Annotated in this window: 20 protein-coding genes, 1 other RNA gene and 2 pseudogenes; 11 read left to right on the top strand and 12 right to left on the bottom strand. The window is 60.2% G+C overall.

Annotated elements, in window-relative coordinates; all coding sequences use genetic code 11:
* Positions 1-156 precede the first annotated feature (156 nt).
* Entirely contained in the window at positions 157-984 is an 828-nt protein-coding gene (locus ACTQ1E_RS00410; protein ID WP_441564364.1) for an HAD family hydrolase, read from the bottom strand.
* Between the two features lie 554 nt (positions 985-1538).
* On the opposite strand from ACTQ1E_RS00410, the gene ACTQ1E_RS00405 reads away from it, so the two are divergent.
* The 4 genes from ACTQ1E_RS00405 to ndk all read left to right on the top strand — a co-directional run bounded on the left by ACTQ1E_RS00405 (position 1539) and on the right by ndk (position 5509).
* Positions 1539-2765, top strand: a complete 1227-nt coding sequence (locus tag ACTQ1E_RS00405; RefSeq protein ID WP_035138001.1) for an argininosuccinate synthase — start codon at positions 1539-1541, stop codon at positions 2763-2765.
* Between the two features lie 234 nt (positions 2766-2999).
* The gene (locus tag ACTQ1E_RS00400) at positions 3000-3170 is read left to right on the top strand and encodes a hypothetical protein (RefSeq protein WP_154515301.1); all 171 of its coding nucleotides are present in this window, start codon (positions 3000-3002) and stop codon (positions 3168-3170) included.
* A 118-nt stretch (positions 3171-3288) separates the two neighbouring features.
* A complete protein-coding gene (argH, locus tag ACTQ1E_RS00395; RefSeq protein WP_441564363.1) occupies positions 3289-4719 on the top strand; it encodes an argininosuccinate lyase in 1431 nt (476 codons plus the stop codon).
* A 385-nt stretch (positions 4720-5104) separates the two neighbouring features.
* Entirely contained in the window at positions 5105-5509 is a 405-nt protein-coding gene (ndk, locus tag ACTQ1E_RS00390) for a nucleoside-diphosphate kinase (protein WP_055251725.1), read from the top strand.
* A 177-nt stretch (positions 5510-5686) separates the two neighbouring features.
* On the opposite strand, the gene rpiB is transcribed toward ndk, so the two are convergent.
* A complete protein-coding gene (rpiB, locus tag ACTQ1E_RS00385; RefSeq protein WP_427719257.1) occupies positions 5687-6154 on the bottom strand; it encodes a ribose 5-phosphate isomerase B in 468 nt (155 codons plus the stop codon).
* A 269-nt stretch (positions 6155-6423) separates the two neighbouring features.
* On the opposite strand from rpiB, the gene ACTQ1E_RS00380 reads away from it, so the two are divergent.
* Entirely contained in the window at positions 6424-7746 is a 1323-nt protein-coding gene (locus ACTQ1E_RS00380) for an L-cysteine desulfidase family protein (protein WP_441564362.1), read from the top strand.
* Positions 7747-8112: 366 nt separating this feature from the next.
* On the opposite strand, the pseudogene ACTQ1E_RS00375 reads toward ACTQ1E_RS00380, so the two are convergent.
* From ACTQ1E_RS00375 to ACTQ1E_RS00355, 5 genes and pseudogenes are all read right to left on the bottom strand, one after another.
* A pseudogene (locus tag ACTQ1E_RS00375) lies at positions 8113-8283 on the bottom strand (helix-turn-helix transcriptional regulator); the annotation flags it as partial.
* Positions 8284-8429: 146 nt separating this feature from the next.
* Positions 8430-8783 (bottom strand): hypothetical protein, encoded by a 354-nt coding sequence (locus ACTQ1E_RS00370; protein ID WP_441564361.1) that lies wholly within the window; start codon positions 8781-8783, stop codon positions 8430-8432.
* Positions 8784-8883: 100 nt separating this feature from the next.
* The gene (locus tag ACTQ1E_RS00365) at positions 8884-9504 is read right to left on the bottom strand and encodes a helix-turn-helix domain-containing protein (RefSeq protein ID WP_427727582.1); all 621 of its coding nucleotides are present in this window, start codon (positions 9502-9504) and stop codon (positions 8884-8886) included.
* A 346-nt stretch (positions 9505-9850) separates the two neighbouring features.
* Complete coding sequence (locus tag ACTQ1E_RS00360) at positions 9851-10042, bottom strand: Arc family DNA binding domain-containing protein (protein WP_117734980.1); 192 nt, start codon at positions 10040-10042, stop codon at positions 9851-9853.
* A gap of 64 nt (positions 10043-10106) precedes the next feature.
* Complete coding sequence (locus tag ACTQ1E_RS00355) at positions 10107-11126, bottom strand: SPFH domain-containing protein (RefSeq protein WP_117734981.1); 1020 nt, start codon at positions 11124-11126, stop codon at positions 10107-10109.
* A 388-nt stretch (positions 11127-11514) separates the two neighbouring features.
* Between ACTQ1E_RS00355 and ACTQ1E_RS00350 the strand changes: the two genes are divergently transcribed.
* The gene (locus tag ACTQ1E_RS00350; protein ID WP_427719692.1) at positions 11515-12765 is read left to right on the top strand and encodes an MFS transporter; all 1251 of its coding nucleotides are present in this window, start codon (positions 11515-11517) and stop codon (positions 12763-12765) included.
* Between the two features lie 1407 nt (positions 12766-14172).
* Here the strand turns inward: ACTQ1E_RS00350 and ACTQ1E_RS00345 are convergent.
* The 3 genes and pseudogenes from ACTQ1E_RS00345 to trpS all read right to left on the bottom strand — a co-directional run bounded on the left by ACTQ1E_RS00345 (position 14173) and on the right by trpS (position 16768).
* The gene (locus ACTQ1E_RS00345) at positions 14173-14535 is read right to left on the bottom strand and encodes an MGMT family protein (RefSeq protein ID WP_199407147.1); all 363 of its coding nucleotides are present in this window, start codon (positions 14533-14535) and stop codon (positions 14173-14175) included.
* Positions 14536-14729: 194 nt separating this feature from the next.
* Positions 14730-15593 (bottom strand): HAD-IIB family hydrolase, encoded by an 864-nt coding sequence (locus ACTQ1E_RS00340; protein ID WP_233540280.1) that lies wholly within the window; start codon positions 15591-15593, stop codon positions 14730-14732.
* A gap of 136 nt (positions 15594-15729) precedes the next feature.
* A pseudogene (trpS, locus tag ACTQ1E_RS00335) lies at positions 15730-16768 on the bottom strand (tryptophan--tRNA ligase).
* A gap of 298 nt (positions 16769-17066) precedes the next feature.
* On the opposite strand from trpS, the gene ACTQ1E_RS00330 reads away from it, so the two are divergent.
* Entirely contained in the window at positions 17067-17456 is a 390-nt protein-coding gene (locus tag ACTQ1E_RS00330; protein ID WP_441048626.1) for a hypothetical protein, read from the top strand.
* Positions 17457-17543: 87 nt separating this feature from the next.
* On the opposite strand, the gene ACTQ1E_RS00325 is transcribed toward ACTQ1E_RS00330, so the two are convergent.
* Complete coding sequence (locus tag ACTQ1E_RS00325; RefSeq protein WP_427719687.1) at positions 17544-18302, bottom strand: HAD family hydrolase; 759 nt, start codon at positions 18300-18302, stop codon at positions 17544-17546.
* 313 nt (positions 18303-18615) lie between these two features.
* On the opposite strand from ACTQ1E_RS00325, the gene rpsA reads away from it, so the two are divergent.
* The 3 genes from rpsA (at position 18616) to ACTQ1E_RS00310 (ending at position 21479) form a co-directional block, all read left to right on the top strand.
* On the top strand, positions 18616-19782 hold the full coding sequence (rpsA, locus tag ACTQ1E_RS00320; protein ID WP_154515317.1) for a 30S ribosomal protein S1: 1167 nt from the start codon (positions 18616-18618) through the stop codon (positions 19780-19782).
* 341 nt (positions 19783-20123) lie between these two features.
* An RNA gene (rnpB, locus tag ACTQ1E_RS00315) (RNase P RNA component class A) lies at positions 20124-20485 on the top strand.
* Between the two features lie 355 nt (positions 20486-20840).
* Positions 20841-21479 carry a YigZ family protein gene (locus ACTQ1E_RS00310; RefSeq protein WP_195838524.1) on the top strand — a complete coding sequence of 213 codons (639 nt, stop codon included), beginning with the start codon at positions 20841-20843 and terminating at the stop codon, positions 21477-21479.
* Positions 21480-21546: 67 nt separating this feature from the next.
* Here the strand turns inward: ACTQ1E_RS00310 and ACTQ1E_RS00305 are convergent, their stop codons facing one another.
* Positions 21547-22053, bottom strand: a complete 507-nt coding sequence (locus tag ACTQ1E_RS00305; protein ID WP_427727569.1) for a C-GCAxxG-C-C family protein — start codon at positions 22051-22053, stop codon at positions 21547-21549.
* 170 nt (positions 22054-22223) lie between these two features.
* Between ACTQ1E_RS00305 and ACTQ1E_RS00300 the strand changes: the two genes are divergently transcribed.
* Positions 22224-23507, top strand: coding sequence for an O-acetylhomoserine aminocarboxypropyltransferase/cysteine synthase family protein (locus ACTQ1E_RS00300; protein ID WP_441053935.1), 1284 nt, complete (start codon positions 22224-22226; stop codon positions 23505-23507).
* The last annotated feature ends 87 nt before the right edge of the window (positions 23508-23594 follow it).

Below are 23594 nucleotides of genomic sequence, written 5' to 3'. Positions count from 1 at the left end.
CGGCAAGCAAGTCAACATAGCCATGCCCGGGGCCGGCCGTTTGATTTTTGTAGATTCCGCACGAGCCGAAGGCCACTTAATGTGGCCTTCGAGCGAGCCCAGGACCTGACCGAGCAAAAATCAAACGGCCGGCCCCGGGCATGGCGATGAGATAGATTACCGAGCCGCCAAGATGGCGTCGATGAGCGTCAGTACGCCCCCGTCGTTGTTGCTCGGAATGCGCCACTTGGCGTGCGCATTCATATGCTCCTCGGCATTGTCCACGATAAAGCTATGCCCGACGCGCTCGAGCATGGGGATATCGTTGTAGGTGTCGCCCACGGCGGCGGCATCGGCGATATCGATGCCCAAGTGCTCGCACAGGTGCGCGACGCCGGCGCCCTTGTCGACGCCCAGGTTCATAAAGTCGATCCACTCGCGGCCCGCATTGGTGACGTAGAGCTGATCCGAGAACGCGGGGTTATAGGTCTCGCGGAACGCAGGCTCAGCGTCGTAGGCGGGGAAGAAGATCGAAATCTTGTTGGATTCGACGTCAAGACCCTCAAAGGTGTCGATGTAGTTGATGACAGAATAGTAGATGCTGATCTCGTCGTGGTACTTGTGGTCGCGCGCCAAAACGTAAGCATCGTCATAGCAGCACAGGACGGGAACGGCACGCGGGTCCTCCACGGCATGTGCCAGGACCTTGTGGTAGAGCGCCACATCGATATTGCTCTTATAGATATAGTTGCCGCGATATATCACGCACGCGCCGTTATCGGGGCAAAAAGCGAGGCGGTTCTTGATGTCCTCAAACATCTCCTCGAGCTTGGGGGCGGGACGTCCGCTGGCGGGGCAGAATACGATGCCGGCTTCGGCGAGCTTGTCCAGGCGTTCGTCAAGGCCTTGCGGCAGCACGCGCTCGTCGGTCAGCAGCGTCTTGTCCATGTCGACGGCGATGAGCTTAATGTTTCCGATATTGGCGTCCGATTCGTAAGTTTGCATAAAAGCGAGCCTTTCGTTTCGAAATTGTTTCAGACGTTATAACCAACAACTCGTAACCAGGCGTATTTTCGCAGGAACGGAGCGTATTTGCACTGCATTTCACAAACTAATGAAAAAACTTTTCAGAAATTTGAATTTGTCGCTTGTGCAGCAGGCACTTTAGCGTAATATAGCGACCATCGAAAACGGAGACGGCAAAAGAGCCGCTTACCGAGGAAAAGGTACCGTTTGCGATATTAGAATTGCGCCCGGCGATGTGTGAAAGGAGAGGCAGATGCAGTTCGTACAGATCATCACCACTGCAGACAATGCCCTCCGACGCCAGCGCGCAATTTCCCGACGACGATAACAATCGTCTCTGTCCGCATGGGGCGAATTGCCTCAACAGAGTCATTTTAAGGTCGTTGGGTTTTAGCACGACATTTCTGCATGTTTCTAGGGCATGTATGTGCTGATTTTTGCTATTTAACCTGATATTGCACGGTACGTGACCTTGAAATGACTTGCAACTGACCGATGTTCTAACTAGCTACCAAGGGCGAAAGGAAACAGCCATGAGCAAGGAAAAAGTCGTTCTCGCATATTCCGGTGGTCTTGATACATCCGTATGTGTCAAGTGGCTCCAGGACGAGAAGAATCTCGATGTCGTTTGCGTCTGCGGCAACGTGGGCCAGGAGGAGACCGGCCTGGATGCCAAGAAACAGAAAGCGCTCGACCTGGGCGTTCTTGATTGCCAGGTGCTCGACCTGCGCGATGAGTTCTCCGATGAGTTCCTGACCAAGGCCATCGCCGCAAATTCCATGTACGAGAACAAGTACCCGCTGCTTTCCGCTCTGTCTCGCCCGCTGCTCGCCAAGAAGCTTGTCGAGGTCGCCCACGAGTTTGGCGCGACCTACGTCGCCCACGGCTGCACCGGCAAGGGTAACGACCAGGTTCGTTTTGAGGCTGCCGTCAAGGCCCTCGACCCCGAGCTTAAGGTTATCGCCCCGGTTCGCGAGTGGGATCTGAAGTGCCGTCCCGACGAGGTCGCCTATGCTCACGCCCACAACGTGCCGGTTCCCGAGGGTGCCAACGACAACCCCTATTCCATCGACGACAACCTGTGGGGTCGTGCCATTGAGTGCGGCCACCTGGAGGATCCCTGGAACGAGCCGCTCGACGACGCCTGGGTTATGACCAAGAATCCCGAGGACACGCCCGACACCCCGACCTACACCGAGATTGAGTTTGAGGCCGGCAAGCCCGTCGCCGTCGACGGCAAGAAGATGAAGCTCTCCGAGATCGTCATCGCCCTCAACAAGATTTCGGGCGATAACGGCTTTGGTCGTCTCGACCTGGTCGAGGATCGTCTGGTGGGCCTCAAGAGCCGCGAGTGCTATGAGGTTCCCGGCGCCCTGACGCTTATCACCGCCCACAAGGCGCTCGAGGATATTTGTGTCGAGGGCGATCTGCTCAAGACCAAGATTAAGCTCGAGCAGGATTGGGCCACCGCCGTGTACAACGGCCAGTGGTACAGCCCGCTCAAAAACGCACTCGACGCCTTTATGGCCGATACCCAGAAGTTCGTGACCGGTACCGTTCGCCTGAAGTTCTTTAAGGGCAACTGCCATGTTGTCGGCCGCAAGAGCCCCTTCAGCCTCTATGACTACGGTCTGGCCACCTACGACCGCGACACCACGTTTGACGAGAAGGCCAGCGCCGGCTTTATCGAGATCGACACGCTGTCGCTCAAGACGTGGGCCAAGGTCCAGGGTCCCAGCTCTGCTGCCGCTCAGGCTTAAGTCTTTCTCCCTTGGTATTCGCGCGGCCCATCCGCGTGATACATAACGGGCGCATGGGGTCCCTACCTTTCGTTATGCTTGCTGACACTTCTTAACATCGGTGGCCCCTACATTCCGCCCGCATATATGATGCCGCGTCTGCGGCTGAGTCCGAGCCCCGCCGGGGTTGTCCGGCGGGGCTCCTTCTATCAATTTGGCGGCTCTGCGCCTATATATATCTGAGGAGTATCCATTATGTTCAATGCTATCGCGCATGCTTTACTTGCCCTCGCGCCCGAGTTCGATGCTGCAAAGGTCGAGGATGTCCCTATGAGCCTGAAGGCATGGATTGACGGCTCGGCAAGCAACGGCTGGCGGGAGTCGATGGGCGCCAAGTGCCTGGTGCGTCACTTCTTTGCAAATTAGCCACATGGTCTCGCGCTCGGTGGGGAATGTGCAAAACTAGCGGTTGATAAATCGCTTTAGCGACATGGCGCTTTGCTTTGGGCGCTTGTTTTGGTATTTAGAGAAAGGGGACGGTTCCATGGCTCTTTGGGGCGGTCGTTTTGAGGCAGGCGTGGCCGAGGTCACGCAGGAGTTTGGCGCGTCGCTGCCGGTCGACAAACATCTCTATAAGCAGGATATCGCTGGCTCTAAGGCACATGCCAAGATGCTGGCGGCCCAGGGCATTATCAGTGCAAAGGACGAGCAGGCGATTGCCGAGGGTCTGACCGCAATCGAACAGGATATCGATGCCGGCGACTTCACCTTCGATATCAACGACGAGGACATTCATATGTCCATCGAGAGCGAGCTGACCCGTCGCATCGGCGAGGCGGGCAAGCGCCTGCATACCGGGCGTTCGCGCAACGACCAGGTGGCGACCGATACGCGCCTGGGCGTCAAGGCGCTGGCCAAGGAGCTCATGGAGGCCAATCTTGAGCTGCGCCACGTGCTGGTGGATGCGGCCAAACAGTACAACAAGGTGATTCTGCCGGGTTACACGCACATGCAGCATGCTCAGCCCGTGCTGCTGTCGCATCATCTGCTGGCGTATTCTTGGATGTTCGCGCGCGACTTTACACGCCTGAAGGCCGCCTTTGATGCTGCCGACAACTGCCCGCTGGGCGCTGCCGCGCTTGCCGGTACGAGCTATCCGCTCGATCGTCAGATGACGGCCGCCGAACTTGGCTTTGCGGGCGTGATTCCCAACTCGCTCGATGCGGTTTCCGACCGTGATTTCCTCCTCGATCTGCATTACGCCGGCTCCGTCATGGCGATGCACCTGTCGCGTCTTTCCGAGGAGATCGTGCTGTGGTCGAGCTCCGAATTTGGCTTTATCACGCTTTCCGACTCGTATTCCACTGGCTCGTCCATCATGCCGCAGAAGAAGAACCCCGATTTTGCCGAGCTTATCCGCGGCAAGAGCGGCCGAGTCTATGGCAACCTGGTGCAGCTGCTCGTGACCATGAAGGGCCTGCCGCTCGCCTATAACAAGGACTTGCAGGAGGACAAGGAGGGCGCGCTCGATACCGCCCATACGCTCATGCAGTGCCTGTCCGTTATGGCCGGTATGATTTCGACCTGGACCGTCAACGAGGATGCCATGGCGCGCGAGTGCGGCGTGGGGCACCTTGCCGCCACCGATGTTGCCGATTACCTGGCCAAGCGTGGCCTGCCGTTCCGCGAGGCCCACGCCGTGGTGGGCCATTTGGTCCTGATGTGCGAGAAGCGCGGCTGCAATCTTGAGGACCTGCCGTTTGAGGTGTTCCAAGAGGCAAGCCCGCTCTTTGAGCACGACATTACCGAGGCGCTCGACATCCCGTCGATCGTCGCTGCACGCACGACCGAGGGCGGTACCGCCCCTGCCGCCGTTGCCGTGCAGCTGCAGCGTGCCCAGGCACAACTCGTTGCCGACGAAGGTGTGCTTGGATCGCTGACCAAGGTCGTCGAGATGGGCCACGGGGCAAAGTAAGGGTTTAGTTGAAGCGGCTTTGGCCATTTATTGATAAATCGTTTTTGCTTTTACGGGCGTCTGTTGCTGCGGGCGCCCGTATTTTGTTGTAATGGGGAAGGGGCTTGTCGAGAACTTCTGTAGGACCTTTGGGCAGGTTGTGAAGGGGGTACGTTCACGGGCGGCAACCGACCGTCCGCTCGGTTCGGTGCGGTTGATGCGCGGTCGGATGGTACTCTAATCGGGCTTCGAAACAGAAGTGACACATATGGAACGTTTTAATAAATTGTAGTGTTTCAATAAACAGTTTTTTGTTTAACTGCAGCTAAAACTCTGTTACGATGCAGTCCAGGCGGGTGCCGGAATGGGACTTGGGCACGCGCGAACCTACTTGAAAGGCTACCTTATGGCTATCGAGAAGACCTTCATCATGATTAAGCCCGACGCTGTGCGCGATCGCAAGATCGGCGAGATCGTCGCTCGCATTGAGCGTAGCGGCCTTGTCATCGAGCGCATGGAGATGACCACGCTCGAGCGTGCTACCGTCGAGGAGCACTACGCCCATCTGGCCGACAAGCCCTTCTTTGGCGGTCTCTGCGACTTTATGACGAGCGGTCCGGTCGTCAAGATGGTCGTTTCCGGTCTCTCCGCTGTCTCCAAGATGCGCACCCTTATGGGCGCTACCAACCCGCTTGACGCTGCCCCCGGCACCATTCGCGGCGACTTCGCTGTCGATGTCAACGCCAACGTGATCCACGGCTCCGACTGCCTGGAGAACGCCGAGATCGAGATCAAGCGCTTCTTTGGCTAAACCAGCTTTGACTCCTCAAAGCTGTTAGCGTGTGGCTTTGGCGCCGCGGAATTCCATCCGCGGCGCCCTTTTTATTCCAGTAGATTTCTAGGTATATCCCAAAAATCTACTAAACAGCCCCCGTCCGGATGTGTGTTCCGGACGGGGGCTGTCGTTAACGTATGGTGTTGTAAGTCTTTAGGCCTCGTCGACGACCTTGAGTCCGCGGGTCTGGTCGATCTCGTTGATGAGATTGACGCGACGCTCGTGGCGGCCGCCCTCAAACTCGGCGTCGAGCCACTCGTCGACAATCATCTTGGCGAGCTCGGAGCCCACGACGCGGGCACCAAAGGCGAGCACGTTGGTGTTGTTGTGCATGCGGGAGAGCTTGGCGCTGAAGGGCTCGGAGCACACGACGGCGCGTACGCCCTCGACCTTGTTGGCAGCCAGGCTAATCCCGACGCCGGTGCCACAGATGAGGATGCCCAGGTCGACGTCGCCGTTGGCAACGGCCTTACCCACCTTGTAGCCGGCGATGGGGTAGTCAAAGCTCTCGGAGGTGTCGGTGCCAAAGTTCACGACCTCGCAGCCGCGCTCCTTCAGGTGCTCGGAGATGATGTTCTTGAGCTCGACGGCGGCGTGGTCGTTACCGATACCGATCTTCATGGATGCTTCCTCTCTGGTCTGTGCGGCGAGATTGCTAAAGGTTTTACCGCGTTCGACTGCATGATAGCGCGACTTTTGTGTAAACGCTCGGGCGTTTTTTGCTCAAACGCTTTAGCATGCAATAAGACCGGCTTCTCATGAATAATGCCGCTAATTTGTGCTCGAGCGCCGTCCGCCGGAACCATGGTTGTGGTTTTTGATGCATTGTTATCAAATAAAATAGCGAACTATTTTGAGAGCCCAGCCCGTTATACAAGTAGGAGATACCTATGCCTGCCGATTCCCTTCGTGATACCGCGTTTTGCGATGTTTTGAACCGCGAGCTTGTCTGTGCGCTCGGCTGCACCGAGCCCATTGCCGTTGCCTATGCAGCGGCGCTGGCGAGCCAGACGCTCGGCGGCGAACCCGATCATATGGATGTTGCCTGCTCGGGCAACATCATCAAGAACGTAAAGAGCGTTACCGTGCCTAACTCGGGCGGTATGCATGGTATTGAAGCCGCGGCCGTGCTGGGTGCCGTGGGCGGCGACGCCAAGAGCGCGCTCGAGGTGCTCGAGAGTGTTGACGATAAAGACCGTGCTCGCGTAGCCGAGCTCCTCGCCGATGCCGGCTACTGCGATGTGTCGCTTGTCGAGGGCGTGCCCAACCTCTACATCAAGGTGACTGCCACAGCCGGGGGGCATACCGCGGTCGTTGAGATTACCGACCACCACACCAATGTCACGTGCCATACACTCGACGGTATTCCGGTATGCGGCAAGTCGGTGGGGGAGTGTGCCGCCTGCGCCGAGCGCGTGGTGGCCGAGCGCACGGCAGATAGCGCCGACACGCCCATGTCGATTGAGACCATCATCGACTTTATTGAGGACGGCGATGTTGAGGGTGCTCGCGCTGCCGTTGAGCGTCAGATCGAGCTGAACGGTGCCATTAGCGCAGAGGGCTTGGCGCACGCTTGGGGTGCCGAGGTGGGCCGTACGCTGCTGGGCGCTCGTGCCGATGACGTCGCCTGCCGTGCCCGTGCCCGTGCAGCCGCCGGGTCCGACGCCCGCATGAACGGCTGCGCACTGCCGGTCGCCATTGTGTGCGGCTCGGGCAATCAGGGCATTACCTGTGCATTGCCCGTTATGGAATATGCCGAGTACCTGCGCTGCGACCACGAGCGCTTGGTGCGCGCCGTGATGCTGTCCGATCTTATTGCCGTGCATATCAAAAGCTATATTGGTGCACTTTCGGCGTTTTGCGGTGCTATTTGCGCCGCGTGCGGTGCCGGCGCTGCGATTACCTGGCTGTGCGGTGGCACGCGTGATCAGATCGGCGCGACGGTCTCGAATACGCTCGGCAACGTGGGCGGCATCGTGTGCGATGGCGCCAAGGCGAGCTGTGCCGCCAAGATCTCGGCTGCCGTTGATGCGGCGATTCTGGGCCACGATATGGCCATGCAGGGCCGCGGCTTCCGTGCCGGCGAGGGCCTGATCCAGGATACCGTCGAGCAGACGATTGCCAGCATGGGCTACGTAGGCCGCGTGGGCATGAAAGATACCGACGTCGAGATCCTCAACATCATGATCGGCAAGACCATCGTCGACTGCTAGGGGCTCTGGGGCACTGCATCTTGTTGTTGAAACTATCGCGCTTGTGGCTGTAAAGCACCTGTCTGCATTGCGGACAGCGAGGATCTCGCGGTATGTCACCAGGTCGTTCTCGCGCTTGATGCGCTCGAGGACGGTCGCGACAACAAGCGCCGCTATCGCCGGCAGGAACGCCGCAGCCGCGGCGACGCCGGCGCCCCAGGTGCCCTCCATCCAGTTAAACGCCGGCGACAGTATCAGTGCGAACGCCACCGCCAGCAACGCGAGCATCAGCACGGCCAGCCATAGCATCCGCGTTCCCATGCGCTTGCGATCTCTTTCGACTGCCTCTTCCATAACGGTCACGTCTCCCTTCACGAGCGTGTCTATGGAGGTGCCGAATAGGATGCTCAGCATGAGCAGACTCTGGACGTCCGGATACGTCTTGTCCCGCTCCCAGTTCGAGATCGTCTGACGCGACACGTAGAGTTTCTCGGCGAGCTGTTCTTGGGAGAGCCCCATCGCCTCGCGCCGCGTCTTGATCTGGTTGCTGATGTCCATCGTCACCTCCCGGTCGTGAAGGAGCATCCCGCGAACACGTAGGGTGCGCTATCGAATCTGTTGTACATCATATGCGGCATGGCTTGCCGGGCGCTGCAAAAACTGTTTTGCACGGGGTTTACCTGCATGATTGTTGCTGCGATGGCTTAGCGATGTTGTCGAGCAGTCATCCAAGTGTACAGGCCCATGGAGGCGTAGCCGATTGCGGTATAGGCAACCCCATGGAACGCAAGGTCCTGGCTGCCCTCGACCTTGAGGGGAAACAGGACCGCGGGTCCGATTCCGAGCGCCGCGGGTACCCAGAAGAGCGTCCTCGCGGAGTTCGCGGCGAGCAGGCCGAGGGCGATCGCAGTTACGGGGAGCACGAGGTAGATCAGCGTCATCATGGCGATCATGCCGGCATCGGATGGGACGACCCTCACCAGGAGGACGGGGATTGCCCAGCAGGCGCCAACGATTGCGATCAATGCGATGAGGGACGCGCGTACGGTGACGTTCATGGGGCACCTCCTAACGGGAATCGCCCCCATTCTGGCATACATCTTCAGAATGGGGGCTAAGGGGGATACCATTTCGGGGAACGGGTGCGTACCCGCGCTTTTAACTCAGCATCTTGGCGAGCATGCCGATGCCGACGCCCACCAGTCCGCCGGCGATGGCGCCGATGATGATCTGCACCGCGTTGCGCGTGCCCTTGACCCAAGGGTTCATCTCGCGCTCACGGCGCCCCTCGAGCGTGTCGCGATCGACCTGCTCGCCGCGGCTAAACGCCAACACCTCGCGGTACGTGACGAGGTCGTGCTGCTTCTTCATGCGTTCCATATACACGAACGCCACGAGCATCACGACGAGCGCCACGGCGGCAAACGCCGCGGTGGGCGCGATGTGCATGCCCCAGCCCCATTCGAACTGGAACGCCGCCCACGCGCTCAGCACCAAAAACACGACCGCGCTCACGACCGTGATTGTGGAGAGGGCGTTGTACTTCTTGACCGCTTTGTTCATTACCTGTGCCATGGTTTCCACATCTCCTTTGATGAGGGAGTCCACGGTCACCCCGAACACGTTGGAAAGCAGCAGCAGGCTCTGGACATCCGGATACGTACGGCCGCATTCCCAGTTGCTGATGGTCTGGCGCGACACGTAGATGCGCTCCGCCAGATCGTCTTGGGACAGTCCGAGCTCCGTGCGATGCTCCTTGATGTGCGAGCCCAGCTCCATGCGTTTGCTCCCTAGAGGGTCGGGGTGACCCCTGTCGAGAGCCACCATGTCATTGACGCGAGCATCGTACCATCAAAGGTCTTTATATTTGACCCCCACGGGGCAAAATCGAGCTGTCAAAAGGCTTTATATACGACATCTAGCTGGGAAAAGAACGGTCCCCAAAGGCGGATGCCTCCGGGGACCGGTTGGTGCGTATAGAGGGGGCGAGCTTGCTTTGGGTTGGTGTTGGCCCCGCCGCTCGGCTCGACTTTGGAGCGGCGGGGCTCAGCTCTGCCTCGGCGCTGGCGAGGCAGAGCGCGGCTTTGCCCCGACGTCGGCAGCGGCCGAGCCCTGTCTTCCCGGCTTAGCCCTCTTCGCCTTTGGGCGTGCCCTTGAACGAGGGCTCTTTCTTTGGCAGCCTTCCCGCGCGTTTGAGGGCGTCTCGCAAGATCCATTCCACCTGACCGTTGGCGCTGCGCATCTCATCGTCCGCCCAGCGTTGGACGGCCTCCCAGATAGCGGGGTCTATACGAAGTGGATACTGCTTGCGTGCCATGACGTGCCTTCTTGTCGAATGTGCAATTTTGCACCCGTCCCCAAATTACTCATTGGTGTTGGGGTTAGTACAGCGAGCCTGCGTTGAGCACCGGGTGCGCCTCGGATTCACCGCAGAGCACCACCATGAGGTTGCTGGCCATCTGCGCCTTGCGCTCGTCGTCGAGCTCGATGGTGCCGCCGGCAGCCATCTCCTTCACGGCCATGTCGACCATGGAGACCGCGCCCTCGACGATCTTCTTGCGTGCGGCGATGACGGCCTCGGCCTGCTGGCGGCGCAGCATCGCCTGGGCGATCTCGGGGGAGTAGGCGAGGTGCGTGAGACGTGCATCGTCGACCTCGACGCCGGCGGGCGCCAGGCGCATCGCGAGCTCGCGGCGCAGGGCTTCGGAGACCTCTTCCACATTGGCGCGCAGCGTGATGGCGCCGGCGGCATCGGACTCGTCCTCCAGGTGGTCGTAGGCGTACACGCTCGCCACGTGGCGCAGCGCCGTCTCGGCCTGCATGGCGACATAGCTCTGGTAGTCGTCGACGTCGAAGAGCGCCTTGGCGGTATCGGCGACGTGCCACACCACGACGGTTGCGATCTCGATGGGGTTGCCCATTTTGTCGTTGACCTTCAGGCGCTCGCCATTCAGGGTGCGCACGCGGGTGGAGATGGTGGTGGGGTTGCCCTTGGCGGCCTTCTGCGCCGCGGCCTTGGCGGCCTTGGAATCGCTCATCTCGAGCTCGATCATCTCGCCGATCCCGGCCGATCCGCCCATGCTCTTGCTAAAGAACGGGTTGGCCCAGAAGAAGCCCTCGTCGCGGACGGTGCCCACGTACTTGCCGAACAGGATGCACACGCGCGCCTGGCCGGGCTGCAGCGAGAAGAATCCGTTGAGTGGGATGAACCACAGGCAAAACGCGAGGATGCTGAGGCCGAGCCCCCATCCGTAGACTGCGGGCGCGTCGACGCCGTCGGGCGTGCTCGCGAGCCCGATGGTGCTCCAGATAAAGAGGCCGATGATGGCGATGAGCGCCACCGCCACGGCGACGAGCATGCCGTAGCCCGACTTGGCCTTGAGTTGCTTTTCCACGCTCATTGTGAGTTCCTTTCACGACTGCGCCGGCGTTTGCGTGACGTCCCCGGCGCCGCGCTCCAGATTGCGATGGGGAGGAGGCGAGTCCCCGAGCAGTCCGTGCGACTGCTGATTGCATTGTGATATCACATTGAGACCAAGTCAAGGAGAATCGGATGCCGTCTCTCATGGCATAAGTGGTTCGGGGCGCCCGGCATCTACGCTCCGTAGAGGTCTTCCTGTTGCATCTTGGCTCGCAAGTCCCTATAATAGCTCCACTCACGGCTGAAGGTTTACCTCTAGATTTGGAAAGGGGAGCTGCACCATGCTTGCTTCCATTTGGCTCTAGCCACGGTCGCGTGAGCGACCGGTACTTCGCTGCATACCACCGATCGCATCAAAGGATTATTCCATGACACAACCGAACCCCTGCGCTTCTTGGAAGCGCTCGCTCGCCATCGTCTGGATCGGCGAGTTCTTCTCCGTGCTCACGAGCTCCATTCTGCAGATGGGTCTCATCTGGCACGTCACCCTCACCACCGGCTCCGCGAGCGCCCTGTCGTTCGTGAGCCTGGCGGCCTTCTTGCCCATGGCGCTCCTCGGCGCCTTCGCGGGCACCATCGTGGACCGCACGTCCATCAAGCGTCTCATGATCGGCGCCGATCTCTTCATCGCGGCCGTGAGCCTCACGCTTGTCTTCGGCTCGCTTCGGGGCGACCTTTCTGTCGCCGTTGTGGCGGCGGTGCTGTTCGTCCGTGCGCTGGGCAGCACGCTCCATACGCCCGCCTTCAACGCGCTCACACCGCTCATCGCCCCGCCCGAGGTGCTCGGCAAGCTGGCGGGCATGCTGCAGTTCATGCAGTCGGGTAGCTATATCATCGGCAACGCCATCGCCGCGGCGGTCTACCCGGCGTTTGGTCTGACTTTCATGATCGCGCTCGATGTCGCCGGGGCGGTGCTCGCGAGCATCGCGGTGGCGACCTCCGGCATCAAGACGCCGGCGCCCGAGCGCCATACGCCCGAGGAGAACGCCGAGGCGTCGCACCGCGCGGTGCGGGCCTTCCTATTGGAGACGGCCAACGGGTACCGCGAGCTCAAACGCCATCACGGTCTGTTCGCCATGCTCTGGATCGGCTTCGCCTTCTCGGTCCTGTTCTCGCCCATATCCGCGCTGTTCCCGCTCATGGTGTTCGACCATTTTGGGGGCACCACTACGCAGTCGGCTATCGCGGAGATCGCGTTCTCGGTCGGCATGATCGCGGCGAGCGGCTGGATCGGGGCGACGGGTGGCCTTAAGAACCGCGCTCTTTCGTGCACGCTGGCCATCGGCCTCATCGGAGCCGCCGCGCTCGCGGGCGGCCTCGTGCCCCCTTCCGCGCTCGTTGTGTTTCTGGGGCTTACGTTCGCGATGGGGGTCTCGAGTCCGCTGTACAGCGCGCCGCAGATGGCGCTCATGCAGGAGCGCGTCGATCCCGAGTGCATGGGCCGCGTCTTCGGTCTGTACGGAGCGGTCTGCAGCTGGGCTATGCCCGTGGGGCTCGTCGCATCGACCTTGTTCGCGGACGCCATCGGCGTAAGCGCGTGCTTCGTGCTCATCGGTGCTGCAATGGTGATCCTAGCAGGCATCACCTGGGCGATCCCGAGCATCCGCAAGATTGGGTAGCGCTCTGGCGGAGTGCGTTTCGTTTCGGACGGCTCGTAGGGTCGCTGCGACGTGAAGGGTGGTCGACGGTGCGCCTGCGAGGGCGCCGTCGACCACCCTTTTGTTTAATTCGTCTGGCCCGGCGCCGATCATCATCTGTTCGCCGGGCGATTGCGATGCCGCCGCTTGCCGATACGCGGCTCCTTACGTTGTGCGCATCCCATCGTTCTGGCAGCGTTTCCTGCAGTTAATCTCCAGAGCTCGAGGCGGTGGCCCCTATGAGTAATCTGCTCGAATCCATTCTGCGCGTCGGTATGACCGTGTTCATCGTCGGCCCGCTCACTGCATGGGTCGCCCGCCGCGGCGCGAGCGAGCGCAGCGAGGCAACGGACAGCCTCGATTGCTTCACGGTGCGCATGCCCGCAGCCATCCGCACGATCATCGCCTGCTGCGCCGTCGCGTTCGAACTGCTCATGCTGGGTGTCTACGTCTGGCAGGGCGTCTCGCTGGGCGAGTGGGACCACGAACTTGTGTGGTTCGGTCATGCCATGGCGCTCGCGGGTATGGCTATCTGGGCCTTGCTGAGCATCCCGCGTATCGACGTGGACGGTGGGCGCATTCTCTCGCGTAACGCCTTCGGCATCCGCAAGGAGACGACGTTTGGCAACATCACCCGTGCAACGCTTCACGCGCAGATGATGAGGATCGACCTGTTCGAGGGCGACCGGAAGTTCTGCTCGATAAGCCTCGAGGGGGTGTGCTCGCTCAACCTCCTCGCCCGTCTGGAGGAAGAGGGCATCGAAGTCTCGGACGCCGTCGACGGTCCCATGACCAAGGCGGGCCTGTGTTGGTCTGCCATCAAGCCGTTGACGATTGTTTTCAACGGCATGGCCCTCGTCTTCTCGCTCGTCCTCGCCTTCATGGCGGTCTTCACCGACGAGGGTGCGCGCCTGCTCGTGCTCATCCCGTTCCTGTTCCTGTTCATAGGGGGGTTCCTGCCCCTGCTCATGCTCGGCATGCCGGCCCGCGGCATCCTCGAGATCGGCAGGCAGGAGCGCGCGCTCGGTTTCTCCTTCTCCGAGGAGATGGCAAGCCGAGGTGCCACGGGTACTTCGCTTGTCGATGACGATTGGTTCATCGAGATCAGCAACGCCCGCGTCGTGGCGTTTCGCCGCGATTACCTCAAGAAGATCACGGCGCACGAGAACAGCGAGAGCGGCGACCGCTGCACGGTGACCACGAGGGGTGGTCGCAAAATCAAGGTGTATGCAAGCGGGCAGCACGCTCGAGGACCTGCGCACGTGGTTCAAACAGGGTGCCAAGGTCAGAAGCACACTCGACCGCGCGGGGGACGCACTCGAGGCGACCGTTTGATTGGGTTGCCTGCCAAGGATCCAAAACGGGAAGGGGCGCTGTCGGCGCCCCTTGTCATACCAGGCCCGCTGGCCAGCGAGAGGCCTGCAGGTCGACATGTCCGTTGGCGAGGAAGGCAACGCCTTCGTCCTCGAGCAGTGTGCGCTGCGCCTCGGGCCCACCGAAGGCGAACCCCTCCGCGAGGCGTCCGTCGGCGAATACGATGCGATGACAGGGGATGGTGCCGGGTTCCGGATTGACGTGCAGGGCGTATCCCACGTATCGGGCTCGACGGGGCTCACCAACGAGCTTGGCGATCTGACCATATGTGGCAACCATGCCGCAGGGCACCTGGCGTACCATGTCGTATACGCGGTTGAAGAATCCGTCGGTGTCCCGGTCTGCCATGCCGCCCTCACTTTCAATCGATATCGCCATTGTAGTCAAGAAAGGCGCCCCACATGCGCGGGGCGCCTTTCCAAAGAGGTGTTGCGCGAGGGGAGGGAAGGCGCAACGTTCGTGTCGAAGGTCTTTAATTCGCCTGTGCCTTCATTAAGTTAACTGTAGCTAATTCTCTGAGACCCAAGTCGTAGACCGACGAGCACACAGCCTCTCCATAAGTTAATCAAGGGTTACAAATAGAAAGACACAGTGACATGTGGTCGTTGGGGTTCAAGGAATCGCTCGATGAGTTCGGAGAACGCACCCTCAGTCCCAGCCGTTTCAAGGACGACATCGCAATACGGCCGCACGTCGTCGGTGACATTCGCCACGCCGACGCCCAGTCCCGCCGCCTTGATCATGGAGAGGTCGTTTGCGGAATCACCAACGGCGATGACCTCGGACATCGGAATTCCCAGCATATCGGCAAGGCGCGTGAGCCCCGTCCCTTTGTCAACGCCTGCGGGCATGAGTTCGAGGTAGCGCTTGGAGGAGAAGGTGATGTCAACGCCGAGTCGCTCGGCCATCGGCGCGAGCTTGCGGCCCAATTCCTGCAGCTCATCGAAGTCCCAGTCGACGTACAGGATCTTCACGATGCCACGGCCTTCAAGGAATGAGAGGTCGGGATGGTCAGATCCGCGAAAATGAGTGACCCCGGTGATCGATTCCAGATAGTCGCGCTCCCGTGTGGGTGCGTCATTCACGAACACGTGGCCGTCGGCGACGTTGACGTGCATGCAGAGTCCGAGTTCGAGCCCCTTTGCATAGATCGCGTTCGCGCATTCGTTGGAAAGGCCGCAGGTGGTGAGCGGGGTGGGGTCTCCCACGCGGTTGATGAAGCCGCCGTTATAGGAGAGCACATAGCCGTCTTCGATCAGCTCGCGGGCCTCCCCCGAGAAGTTGTCCATGATAGAGGAATACCATCGCCCGCTCGAAGGGACGAACAGCACACCGAGCTCCCTCATGCGTTTGAGTGCTCGGAGATTGGACGCCGGGATGGCGTGGTCGGCATCGAGAAACGTCTCATCCATATCGCTGGCAACAAGTCGGTACATGCAATCCCCCATACAACGTAAAAAACGAGGCGGGCTTATTATCGCCCACCTCGTAAGACCTTGGCTATGTCGAAGGCGTGGACACGTGAAGATGGCCCATTCGCGTGTCGCGGCGCGTTTCCGCGAGCCGGATGGCTTAGTACACCATGCCCATGGCCTCGCGCACCTCGGCGAGCGTGGCCTCGGCGACCTCGTTAGCGCGGCGGTTGCCCTCGTGCAGGACGTCCTTGACGTAGTCCATATCCTGCACGAGCTCCTCGCGGCGCGCGCGGATGGGGGCGCACGTCGTCGGTGACGTACTTCTTGAGCGCGCCTGCGCCGCCCATGCCGATCTCCTCGGCGATCTCGACCTCGGAGCGGCCGGTGCAGATCGCGGCGGTGGAGAGCAGGCCGGACACACCGGGACGGGCTTCGGGGTCGAACGTGATCATGCGCTCGCCGTCGGTCTGGCTCTTCTTGATGCGCTTGGCCGTCTCCTCGGCGGTCATGGAGATGTTGATGGCGTTGCCGTAGGACTTGCTCATCTTGCGCCCGTCAAGGCCGGGCAGCAGCGGCGTGTCGGACAGCAGCGCGTCGACCTCGGAGAACACCTTGCCGTAGCGGTTGTTGAACTTGCGTGCGATGGTGCGGGTGAGCTCGATGTGCGGCAGCTGGTCGCGCCCGACCGGCACCACGTTGCCCTTGCAGAACAAGATGTCGCACGCCTGGTGCACGGGGTAGGTGAGCAAAAGGCCGGTGAGCTCATGGCCGCTGGCCTCCATCTCGGCCTTGACGATGGGGTTGCGCTGCAGCAGGGCCTCGGAGACGAGCGACAAGAACGGCAGCATGAGCTGGTTTGCCGCGGGCACGGCGGAGTGCGTGTAGATCATCGTCTTGTCGGGGTCCAGGCCGCAGGCCAGGTAGTCGATGACCATGTTGTAGACGTTGTCCTAGATGTTGTCGGTGCTGTCGCGGTCGGTGATGACCTGGTAGTCGGCGATGAGCACGTTGGTGTGGACGCCCATGTCCTGCAGCTCGACACGGCTCTTGAGCGTGCCGAAGTAGTGGCCGAGGTGCAGGCGGCCGGTGGGGCGGTCGCCGGTGAGCATGGTGTACTTCTCGGAGTGCTGCGGCAGGTCGGCGCGGATCTGGTTGCTGCGCTCGAGGCTGACCTCATAGCTGAGCTCGTTGGGCATGCTGTCTCCTTTTGGGTTGAGTGCCTGGCCGGCATTGTCGGTCTTGGTTGAAGATGAAGCTACCAGAGAAACGGCGTCTCTTGCCGGAATCAACGATGGTTTTCGCCGTGTCGTCCCGCAGGGTCGTTTCCCTTCTTGGGAAGGAGCCCCTCGATATGCTCGAGCCGCTCCTCATGGGCCGCGTGCGCCGCGCGCTCCTCGGCGGCGAAAGCGGGGTCTTCGGGCGTGACGGTCTCATCTCGCTGTCGACTCCGGTACCACCGCGACGGCGCTCCTGAGCCTGCTCGTCGACAAGCCGGTGACTATCTACACCACCAACGGCTATGCATGTCGGTTTACGGGCGAGCTTGCTGCTAAGGTGGTGGTAATTGGCGGCGACTTCAACCCCGTTACCTGCTCGCTCACCGGTCCTATGGTTGAGAGCGCGCTGCGCGAGCTGTACTTTGACCGGGCGTTTATAGGTGTCAATGCGGTGGACGAGGACCGCGGCATCATGACGCCAGGTTATCCCGAGGCTATCAAAAAACGTATCGTGATGCAGAATTCCCAAGCGAGTTGCGTACTCGCCGATAGCTCCAAGTTCCACGTGTTTTCAAATGTAAAGGTGTGCGACCTGGAGGGCTTTACTGTTATTTCCGACAGGCGCGACTCCAAGATCGGCGAACGCGTCAAAATGATCACGGCCTAGGACACTGGGGCATCGCATCTTGCCCTCAAGCCGTTGCCCACGTAACGAAGCGTGGGGCAAACGTGCGCCCCATTCCTGATTTGGGGACTAGCTTAGTTCGTTGGCTACTTGGTGCTCGTAGAAGGCATCGATTACGGCGTTAAAGTCGCGGGCGAAGTCTTCCATGGTTCCGCGCCAGGTGGCTCGACTGGGTTTTCCCTGGCCAACATAGGCAGTTTGAATACCGCAGGCGGGGCTGGGGAAGTCGCGCTTGGGGTCGTTGCCCACCATAAGGACCTCGTGCGGTTCGAGCCCCATGGCCTGCAGCTGCTCCAGGTAATAGGTGGCATCGGGCTTGCAACGGGTGGCGTTTCCCATGTGCGTCACGAGCTCAAAGGGGGCGTCGGCCAGGTCACCCCAACCCATGCGGCATTCGATGGCCCCCTGGGGAAAGCTGGGGTTGGTAAAGAGTGCGCAACGCAGTCCTGCGTCCCGTACAGCCTGGAGTGCGGCGTGTGCACCCGGCATGGCGTGGGCATTGATGGCATCGTCATTCTTGTACGGGAGAACTTCGCGTTCATAGTAGGTAAACGCCTCGTAGATGAGTGGGTCCGAGAGGCAGATGCCGCACCTGCGCTCGACCTCGGTGCGGTAAAACTCAAGATTGGTGCGATTGTCCGTGCCGCTTCGGCGATTGGCGTTGAGGTCGACCAGGATGGTGCCGAGGCGTGCCATCGTACCACCGCGGCTGCATCGTCCGATATCCGCGAGCATTGACGAGACATCCTTAAAATAGCGAAGGATAAACGCGTTGAGATTGATGCTGAGAAGCGTCTCGTCCATATCGAAAACGACTGCTTTGAGCACGCGGGCACCTTTCTCGAAAAATCGTTTAGAACGTTGGCTCCGGATACTTTACCCCAAAGCCGTATACTCAACTGCTTATCGTCAACTTATGGAGACGGTCGTTCACAAGATTGCGAAAAAGTCTCCATACGAGTAAAAAATCGCAGTTCACGCTTGAAATCGAAGTGATTTCCACGTAACCTATACGAACGTGATTGCATAAGCGTCACATTAGTATCTGTCGGCTCCCGAGTGTTCCTAAACGTTGTGTGCTTGTCGCACCCTTCTGTAGGTCCTAGCAATCGGGGCCCCGTAGTTCGAAAGGGGTCCACCTTTGAGTGAGATTCAGAACTCGTCCATTTTCTCTCTTGACGATGTCAACGAGGAGGAGATGAACAACCTCATCGACGGTACGATTACCGACTTTGATGAGGGCGATCTCGTTAACGGTACTGTCGTTAAGATCGAGCATGACGAGGTGCTCGTTGACATCGGATTCAAGTCCGAGGGCGTTATCCCGGTCCGCGAGCTGTCCATCCGCAAGGACGCTAACCCTGCAGACATCGTTGCACTCGGTGATTCCATCGAGGCCCTGGTTCTCCAGAAGGAGGACAAGGACGGTCGTCTGGTCCTTTCCAAGAAGCGTGCCGAGTACGAGCGTGCTTGGAACCGCATCGAGGAGAAGTTCAACTCCGGCGAGAACGTCGAGGGCGAGGTTATCGAGGTTGTCAAGGGCGGCCTGATCCTCGACATCGGCCTGCGTGGCTTCCTGCCCGCTTCCCTCGTCGACCTCCGTCGCGTCAAGGACCTCACCTCCTACATGGGCACCCGCATCGAGGCCCGCGTCATCGAGATGGACCGCAACCGCAACAACGTCGTTCTCTCCCGTCGCGTCGTGCTTGAGGAGTCCCGTAAGGCCGAGCGTTCCGAGATCCTGTCCAAGCTCAAGTCTGGCATGCGTCTCCAGGGCACCGTTTCCTCCATCGTCGACTTCGGCGCCTTCGTCGACCTCGGCGGTATCGACGGTCTCATCCACATCTCCGAGCTCTCCTGGAACCACGTCAACCATCCTTCCGAGGTTGTCAAGGTCGGCCAGGAGGTCGAGGTCGAGGTTCTCGACGTCGATCTCAACCGCGAGCGCATCTCCCTGGGTCTCAAGCAGACCACCGAGGATCCGTGGCGCGCACTGGTCAAGAAGTACCCCGTCGGCGCTATCGTCGAGGGCACTGTGACCAAGCTTGTCCCGTTTGGCGCTTTCGTCGATCTGGGCGAGGGCATCGAGGGCCTGGTGCACATCTCCGAGATGGCCAACAAGCACGTCGACCAGCCTTCTCAGGTCACCCACGTGGGCGACAAGGTTCAGGTCAAGGTCATGGAGATCGACCTCGACCGTCGTCGTATCTCCCTGTCTATGAAGTCCGCCGCTGAGACTCTGGGCGTCGAGATCGAGGTTACCCCGCTGCCTTCCGAGAAGAAGGACGAGGAGACCGACGCCGAGTAAATCGGTTTGACGATCACTTGCTTTAAGGGATCCGTCCGCAATGGACGGGTCCCTTTTTGCGTTTGCCGGTGAGGTGCGCAATGCTACTCGTGCGCAATGCTGTCCTGGCTGTTCACAGGCTATTGGGTTGTCGGTGCATGAAAATGCCGACATCCCGCCTCGGGGAGGAGGCGGGAACGCACCGAGTAGACGGAGGGGTGCGGAGCGCGGTCGCGTCTCGACTGGCGACGTTGCCCATCGACAACCCTATTGTACTGCATGGCATGGTTCTTGGTATATCGTGTCGAACGCTTGTGTTGTGCCTTTGCCTGCGGCAACGGTGTGTTACACTCTTGCACTGCTGAGTGGGCCAGACGGTCGCGCGATGTGCTGCTTGCGGCACGCGTGAGGAAAGTCCGGGCTCCAGAGGGCGGGATGCCGGCTAACGGCCGGGCGGAGTGATCCGACGGAAAGCGCCGCAGAAAAGAAGACTCCCACCTGCGCCGCAAGGCGTAAAGGGAAAAGCTGAAACGGTGGTGTAAGAGACCACCAGCGTCGTGGCAACACGGCGGCTTGGCAAGCCCCATCCGGAGCAAGCGCGAATAGGAACGCTATGGGCCGGCCCGGTCCGCGTTCGGGTAGCGTGCGTGGAGCTGCACGGTAACGTGCAGACAAGATAAATGACCGTTCACGACAGAACCCGGCTTATAGGCCCACTCGGCACTTTGTTGACGCTGCGAACCCGTCAGCGCGACAATCTGCCTTTCAAGCCTTCGGGCATGACCATAAGGTCAATGCCCTCGTCTTTCAAGGCACCTTGCTCGCGCTGACGGGTTCTCGCTTTCGTTGACGGAATCATCGGCGGTTCCGTTCTTGGCATCTCGCTGTTTTTGCCTGGTCATCGGCAGCTTCATTTCTGTTGCAATCTCGTCTTTCAAGGCACCTTGCTCGCGCTGACGGGTTCTCGCTGTTGGTGACGGCATCATTGGCGTTTTCGCTCTTGTTGGCGAGGACAACGTTGCTGTCTTTGCCGTATTATTGAGGCTGTTTGTTGCCGCGCTTAGTTTTGTTGAGGGGCTTTGTTGGACAGCTATTTTACTCTGCGATCGAATATTGAGGCTTCTGGCGAGTTTGTGGATCGCAAGAGCCGGTTTATTGCCCAGCTGGTCCATATTGAATCCGAGGATGAGGCGAATGCCTTCATCGAGATGGTTCGCAAGCGTCATTACGACGCTCGACACAATGTTCCCGCGTGGATTTTGGTCGATGGACGCGAGCGTCAGAGTGATGACGGTGAGCCGAGCCGCACGAGCGGCATGCCGACGCTCGAGGTGTTGCGCGGCGCTGGGCTCAAAAATGTTTGCTGCGTGGTGACGCGCTATTTTGGCGGCACGCTGTTGGGGCCCGGTGGCTTGGTGCGCGCCTATACCGCGGCGACGCAGGCGGCGGTGGCAGCTGCTCAGGAGGCAGGGCAGGTCGTTGAGATGACGAGCGTCGTGCCTGTTGACGTGCACGTGGCCTATCCGCAGTATGAGCAGGTGCTTCGTTTGGCGCAGGATTCGGGTGCCAAGGTTTCGGATACCGATTACGCGGATGCCGTGACGATTCATTTGGTGTTTAAGGCGGGGGAGCAGGAGCCTTTTTGCGCTAAGATGCGCGAGCTTATGGCGGGGCGCGAGGAGATTGAGGTCGGCGCTCCCAAATTTGCCGAGTTCTAACGGCGACGGCCGGCGTGCTTTTGGATGAATCCCAAGCACGCCAGCCGTCGTTTTCTGTTGCCGCCGTTTACTCGGCGAGCTGCTTTAGCACATCGCAGGCGATCTCGATGGCGTCGTCGATGCAGCCGGGGCAGCTGCGGAGCGGACCATTGTCCGATCCGATGCCCTTGAGCGTGCCGCAGACGGTCGTCGTGTTTTTCGTTTTAAAACGCTTGGCGATTTCGCGCGACAGCTTGTAAGTCTGGCCCTTGGTCTTGGGGTTATCCATGCCGTCGCTCATTACAAAGCCCATGATGGCCACGGCGCCCGAGATAGCGCCGCAGGTCTCGGTCATGCCGCCCATGCCGGCGCCAAAGCCCTCGGTGAGGATAAAGGCGGTCTGGGGGTCGAGCCCGACGGCGGGTGCGAGCGTGCAGGCGACGGCCTGTGCGCAGTTAAAGCCACGGGCGTGGTATTCGGCAGCCTGAGCCTGACAGGCGGTGATGTCGAGCTGGGCAGTATCGATTTGCTTCATCGTTGTCTCCTCGGTAACGGTGTACTCGCCTATGGTACCCTTGCCGATGCATTTGTTCATCGAAAGCCTCATGTATGCCTCATTTTTATCTATCGAATAAATGCCAAGATTTGCGATAAATGCCCCCGGTTGATTTGTCTCATAACCTACCTTGGGGATGGGTTGAGAGGGGTGCGGGGTAGCGGTATCGTGAACCGGATAAAAATGTAACCCAGGCAAGGGAGCTAGATATGAGCGAGCAGACCATCGGTACTACATGTGTTCAGGGCGGCTATCACCCGGGAGATGCGGAGCCGCGCCAGGTGCCCATCTACCAGTCCACCACGTGGAAGTACGACACGTCCGAGCACATGGGCAAGCTGTTTGACCTGGAGGAGTCTGGCTATTTCTACAGCCGTCTGCAGAACCCTACGTGCGATCTGGTTGCCGCCAAGATCTGCGAGATGGAGGGCGGCACCGCTGCGATGCTCACGAGCTCGGGCATGGCTGCGAACTTCCTCGCGATCTTTAACGTGGCCGGCGCCGGCGATCATGTGGTCGCAAGCTCGGCCATCTACGGCGGTACCTACAACCTGCTTGCCCATACCATGGGTCGTATGGGCGTTACCTGCACGTTCGTTGCCCCCGATTGCACCGATGAGGAGCTCGAGGCAGCCTTTAAGCCCAATACCAAGCTCGTCTTTGGCGAGACGATCGCCAACCCCGCCCTTGCCGTGCTCGATATTGAGCGCTTTGCCAAGGCCGCGCATGACCACGGCGTGCCGCTGATGGTCGACAACACCTTCCCGACGCCCGTGATGTGCCGTCCCTTTGAGTGGGGAGCCGATATCGTTACGCACTCCACCACCAAGTACATGGATGGCCATGCGGCCTACCTGGGCGGCGTGATCGTCGACCACGGCCAGTTTGACTGGATGGCCCATGCGGACAAGTTCCCGGGTCTCACCACGCCCGATGAGAGCTACCACGGCGTGACCTATGCCGAGAAGTTCGGTCGCGAGGGCGCCTTCATTACCAAGGCAACCGCTCAGCTCATGCGCGACCTCGGCCCCATGCAGAACCCGCAAGCGGCGTTTTTCCTGAACAGCTCGCTCGAGAGCCTGCATGTGCGCATGCCGCGTCATTGCGAGAACGGCCTGGCTGTTGCCAAGTTCCTGCAGAGCCATCCCAAGGTGCGCTTCGTGAGCTATCCGGGTCTGGAGGGCGACAAGTACTATGACCTGGCTCAGAAGTACATGCCCAACGGCACCTGCGGCGTTGTGAGCTTTGGCTTTAACGGTGGTCGCGCGGCGGCCGAGACCTTTATGAAGAGCCTCAAGCTCGCTCAGATCGCCACGCATGTGGCCGACGCCCGCACTTGCTGCCTGCATCCCGCTAACGCCACGCACCGCCAGATGAACGATGAGGAGCTTATCGCCTGTGGTATCTCCGCCGACATGGTGCGCCTGTCGTGCGGTCTCGAGGATACGGCCGATATGATTGCCGACCTTGAGCAGGCGCTTGAGCAGTGCTAGGCTAGCGTTCGTGCAAGGCGCCGATGCCGGCAGAAAGCTTCGGCGACCTTTAGCTCCGATACCGTAGGCGGGGCCCCAATCGCGACT

The sequence above is a fragment of the Collinsella sp. LCP21S3_C7 genome (assembly GCF_052118485.1).
Taxonomy (GTDB): domain Bacteria; phylum Actinomycetota; class Coriobacteriia; order Coriobacteriales; family Coriobacteriaceae; genus Collinsella.
Note: the sequence above shows the minus strand (reverse complement) of the source record. Positions and strands in the feature narration are given on the sequence as shown.

What these genes read in the sequence shown, in the direction of transcription:
- ACTQ1E_RS00400 (WP_154515301.1), top strand. Translation starts at nt 3,000, where the DNA reads ATGTTCAATGCTATCGCGCATGCTTTACTTGCCCTCGCGCCCGAGTTC.
- ACTQ1E_RS00410 (WP_441564364.1), bottom strand. Translation starts at nt 984, where the DNA reads ATGCAAACTTACGAATCGGACGCCAATATCGGAAACATTAAGCTCATC.
- ACTQ1E_RS00380 (WP_441564362.1), top strand. Translation starts at nt 6,424, where the DNA reads ATGCCTGCCGATTCCCTTCGTGATACCGCGTTTTGCGATGTTTTGAAC.
- argH (WP_441564363.1), top strand. Translation starts at nt 3,289, where the DNA reads ATGGCTCTTTGGGGCGGTCGTTTTGAGGCAGGCGTGGCCGAGGTCACG.
- ACTQ1E_RS00405 (WP_035138001.1), top strand. Translation starts at nt 1,539, where the DNA reads ATGAGCAAGGAAAAAGTCGTTCTCGCATATTCCGGTGGTCTTGATACA.
- ACTQ1E_RS00340 (WP_233540280.1), bottom strand. Translation starts at nt 15,593, where the DNA reads ATGTACCGACTTGTTGCCAGCGATATGGATGAGACGTTTCTCGATGCC.
- ACTQ1E_RS00365 (WP_427727582.1), bottom strand. Translation starts at nt 9,504, where the DNA reads ATGGAGCTGGGCTCGCACATCAAGGAGCATCGCACGGAGCTCGGACTG.
- ACTQ1E_RS00355 (WP_117734981.1), bottom strand. Translation starts at nt 11,126, where the DNA reads ATGAGCGTGGAAAAGCAACTCAAGGCCAAGTCGGGCTACGGCATGCTC.
- ACTQ1E_RS00370 (WP_441564361.1), bottom strand. Translation starts at nt 8,783, where the DNA reads ATGAACGTCACCGTACGCGCGTCCCTCATCGCATTGATCGCAATCGTT.
- ACTQ1E_RS00360 (WP_117734980.1), bottom strand. Translation starts at nt 10,042, where the DNA reads ATGGCACGCAAGCAGTATCCACTTCGTATAGACCCCGCTATCTGGGAG.
- ndk (WP_055251725.1), top strand. Translation starts at nt 5,105, where the DNA reads ATGGCTATCGAGAAGACCTTCATCATGATTAAGCCCGACGCTGTGCGC.
- ACTQ1E_RS00305 (WP_427727569.1), bottom strand. Translation starts at nt 22,053, where the DNA reads ATGAACAAATGCATCGGCAAGGGTACCATAGGCGAGTACACCGTTACC.
- ACTQ1E_RS00345 (WP_199407147.1), bottom strand. Translation starts at nt 14,535, where the DNA reads ATGGCGATATCGATTGAAAGTGAGGGCGGCATGGCAGACCGGGACACC.
- rpiB (WP_427719257.1), bottom strand. Translation starts at nt 6,154, where the DNA reads ATGAAGATCGGTATCGGTAACGACCACGCCGCCGTCGAGCTCAAGAAC.
- ACTQ1E_RS00350 (WP_427719692.1), top strand. Translation starts at nt 11,515, where the DNA reads ATGACACAACCGAACCCCTGCGCTTCTTGGAAGCGCTCGCTCGCCATC.
- ACTQ1E_RS00300 (WP_441053935.1), top strand. Translation starts at nt 22,224, where the DNA reads ATGAGCGAGCAGACCATCGGTACTACATGTGTTCAGGGCGGCTATCAC.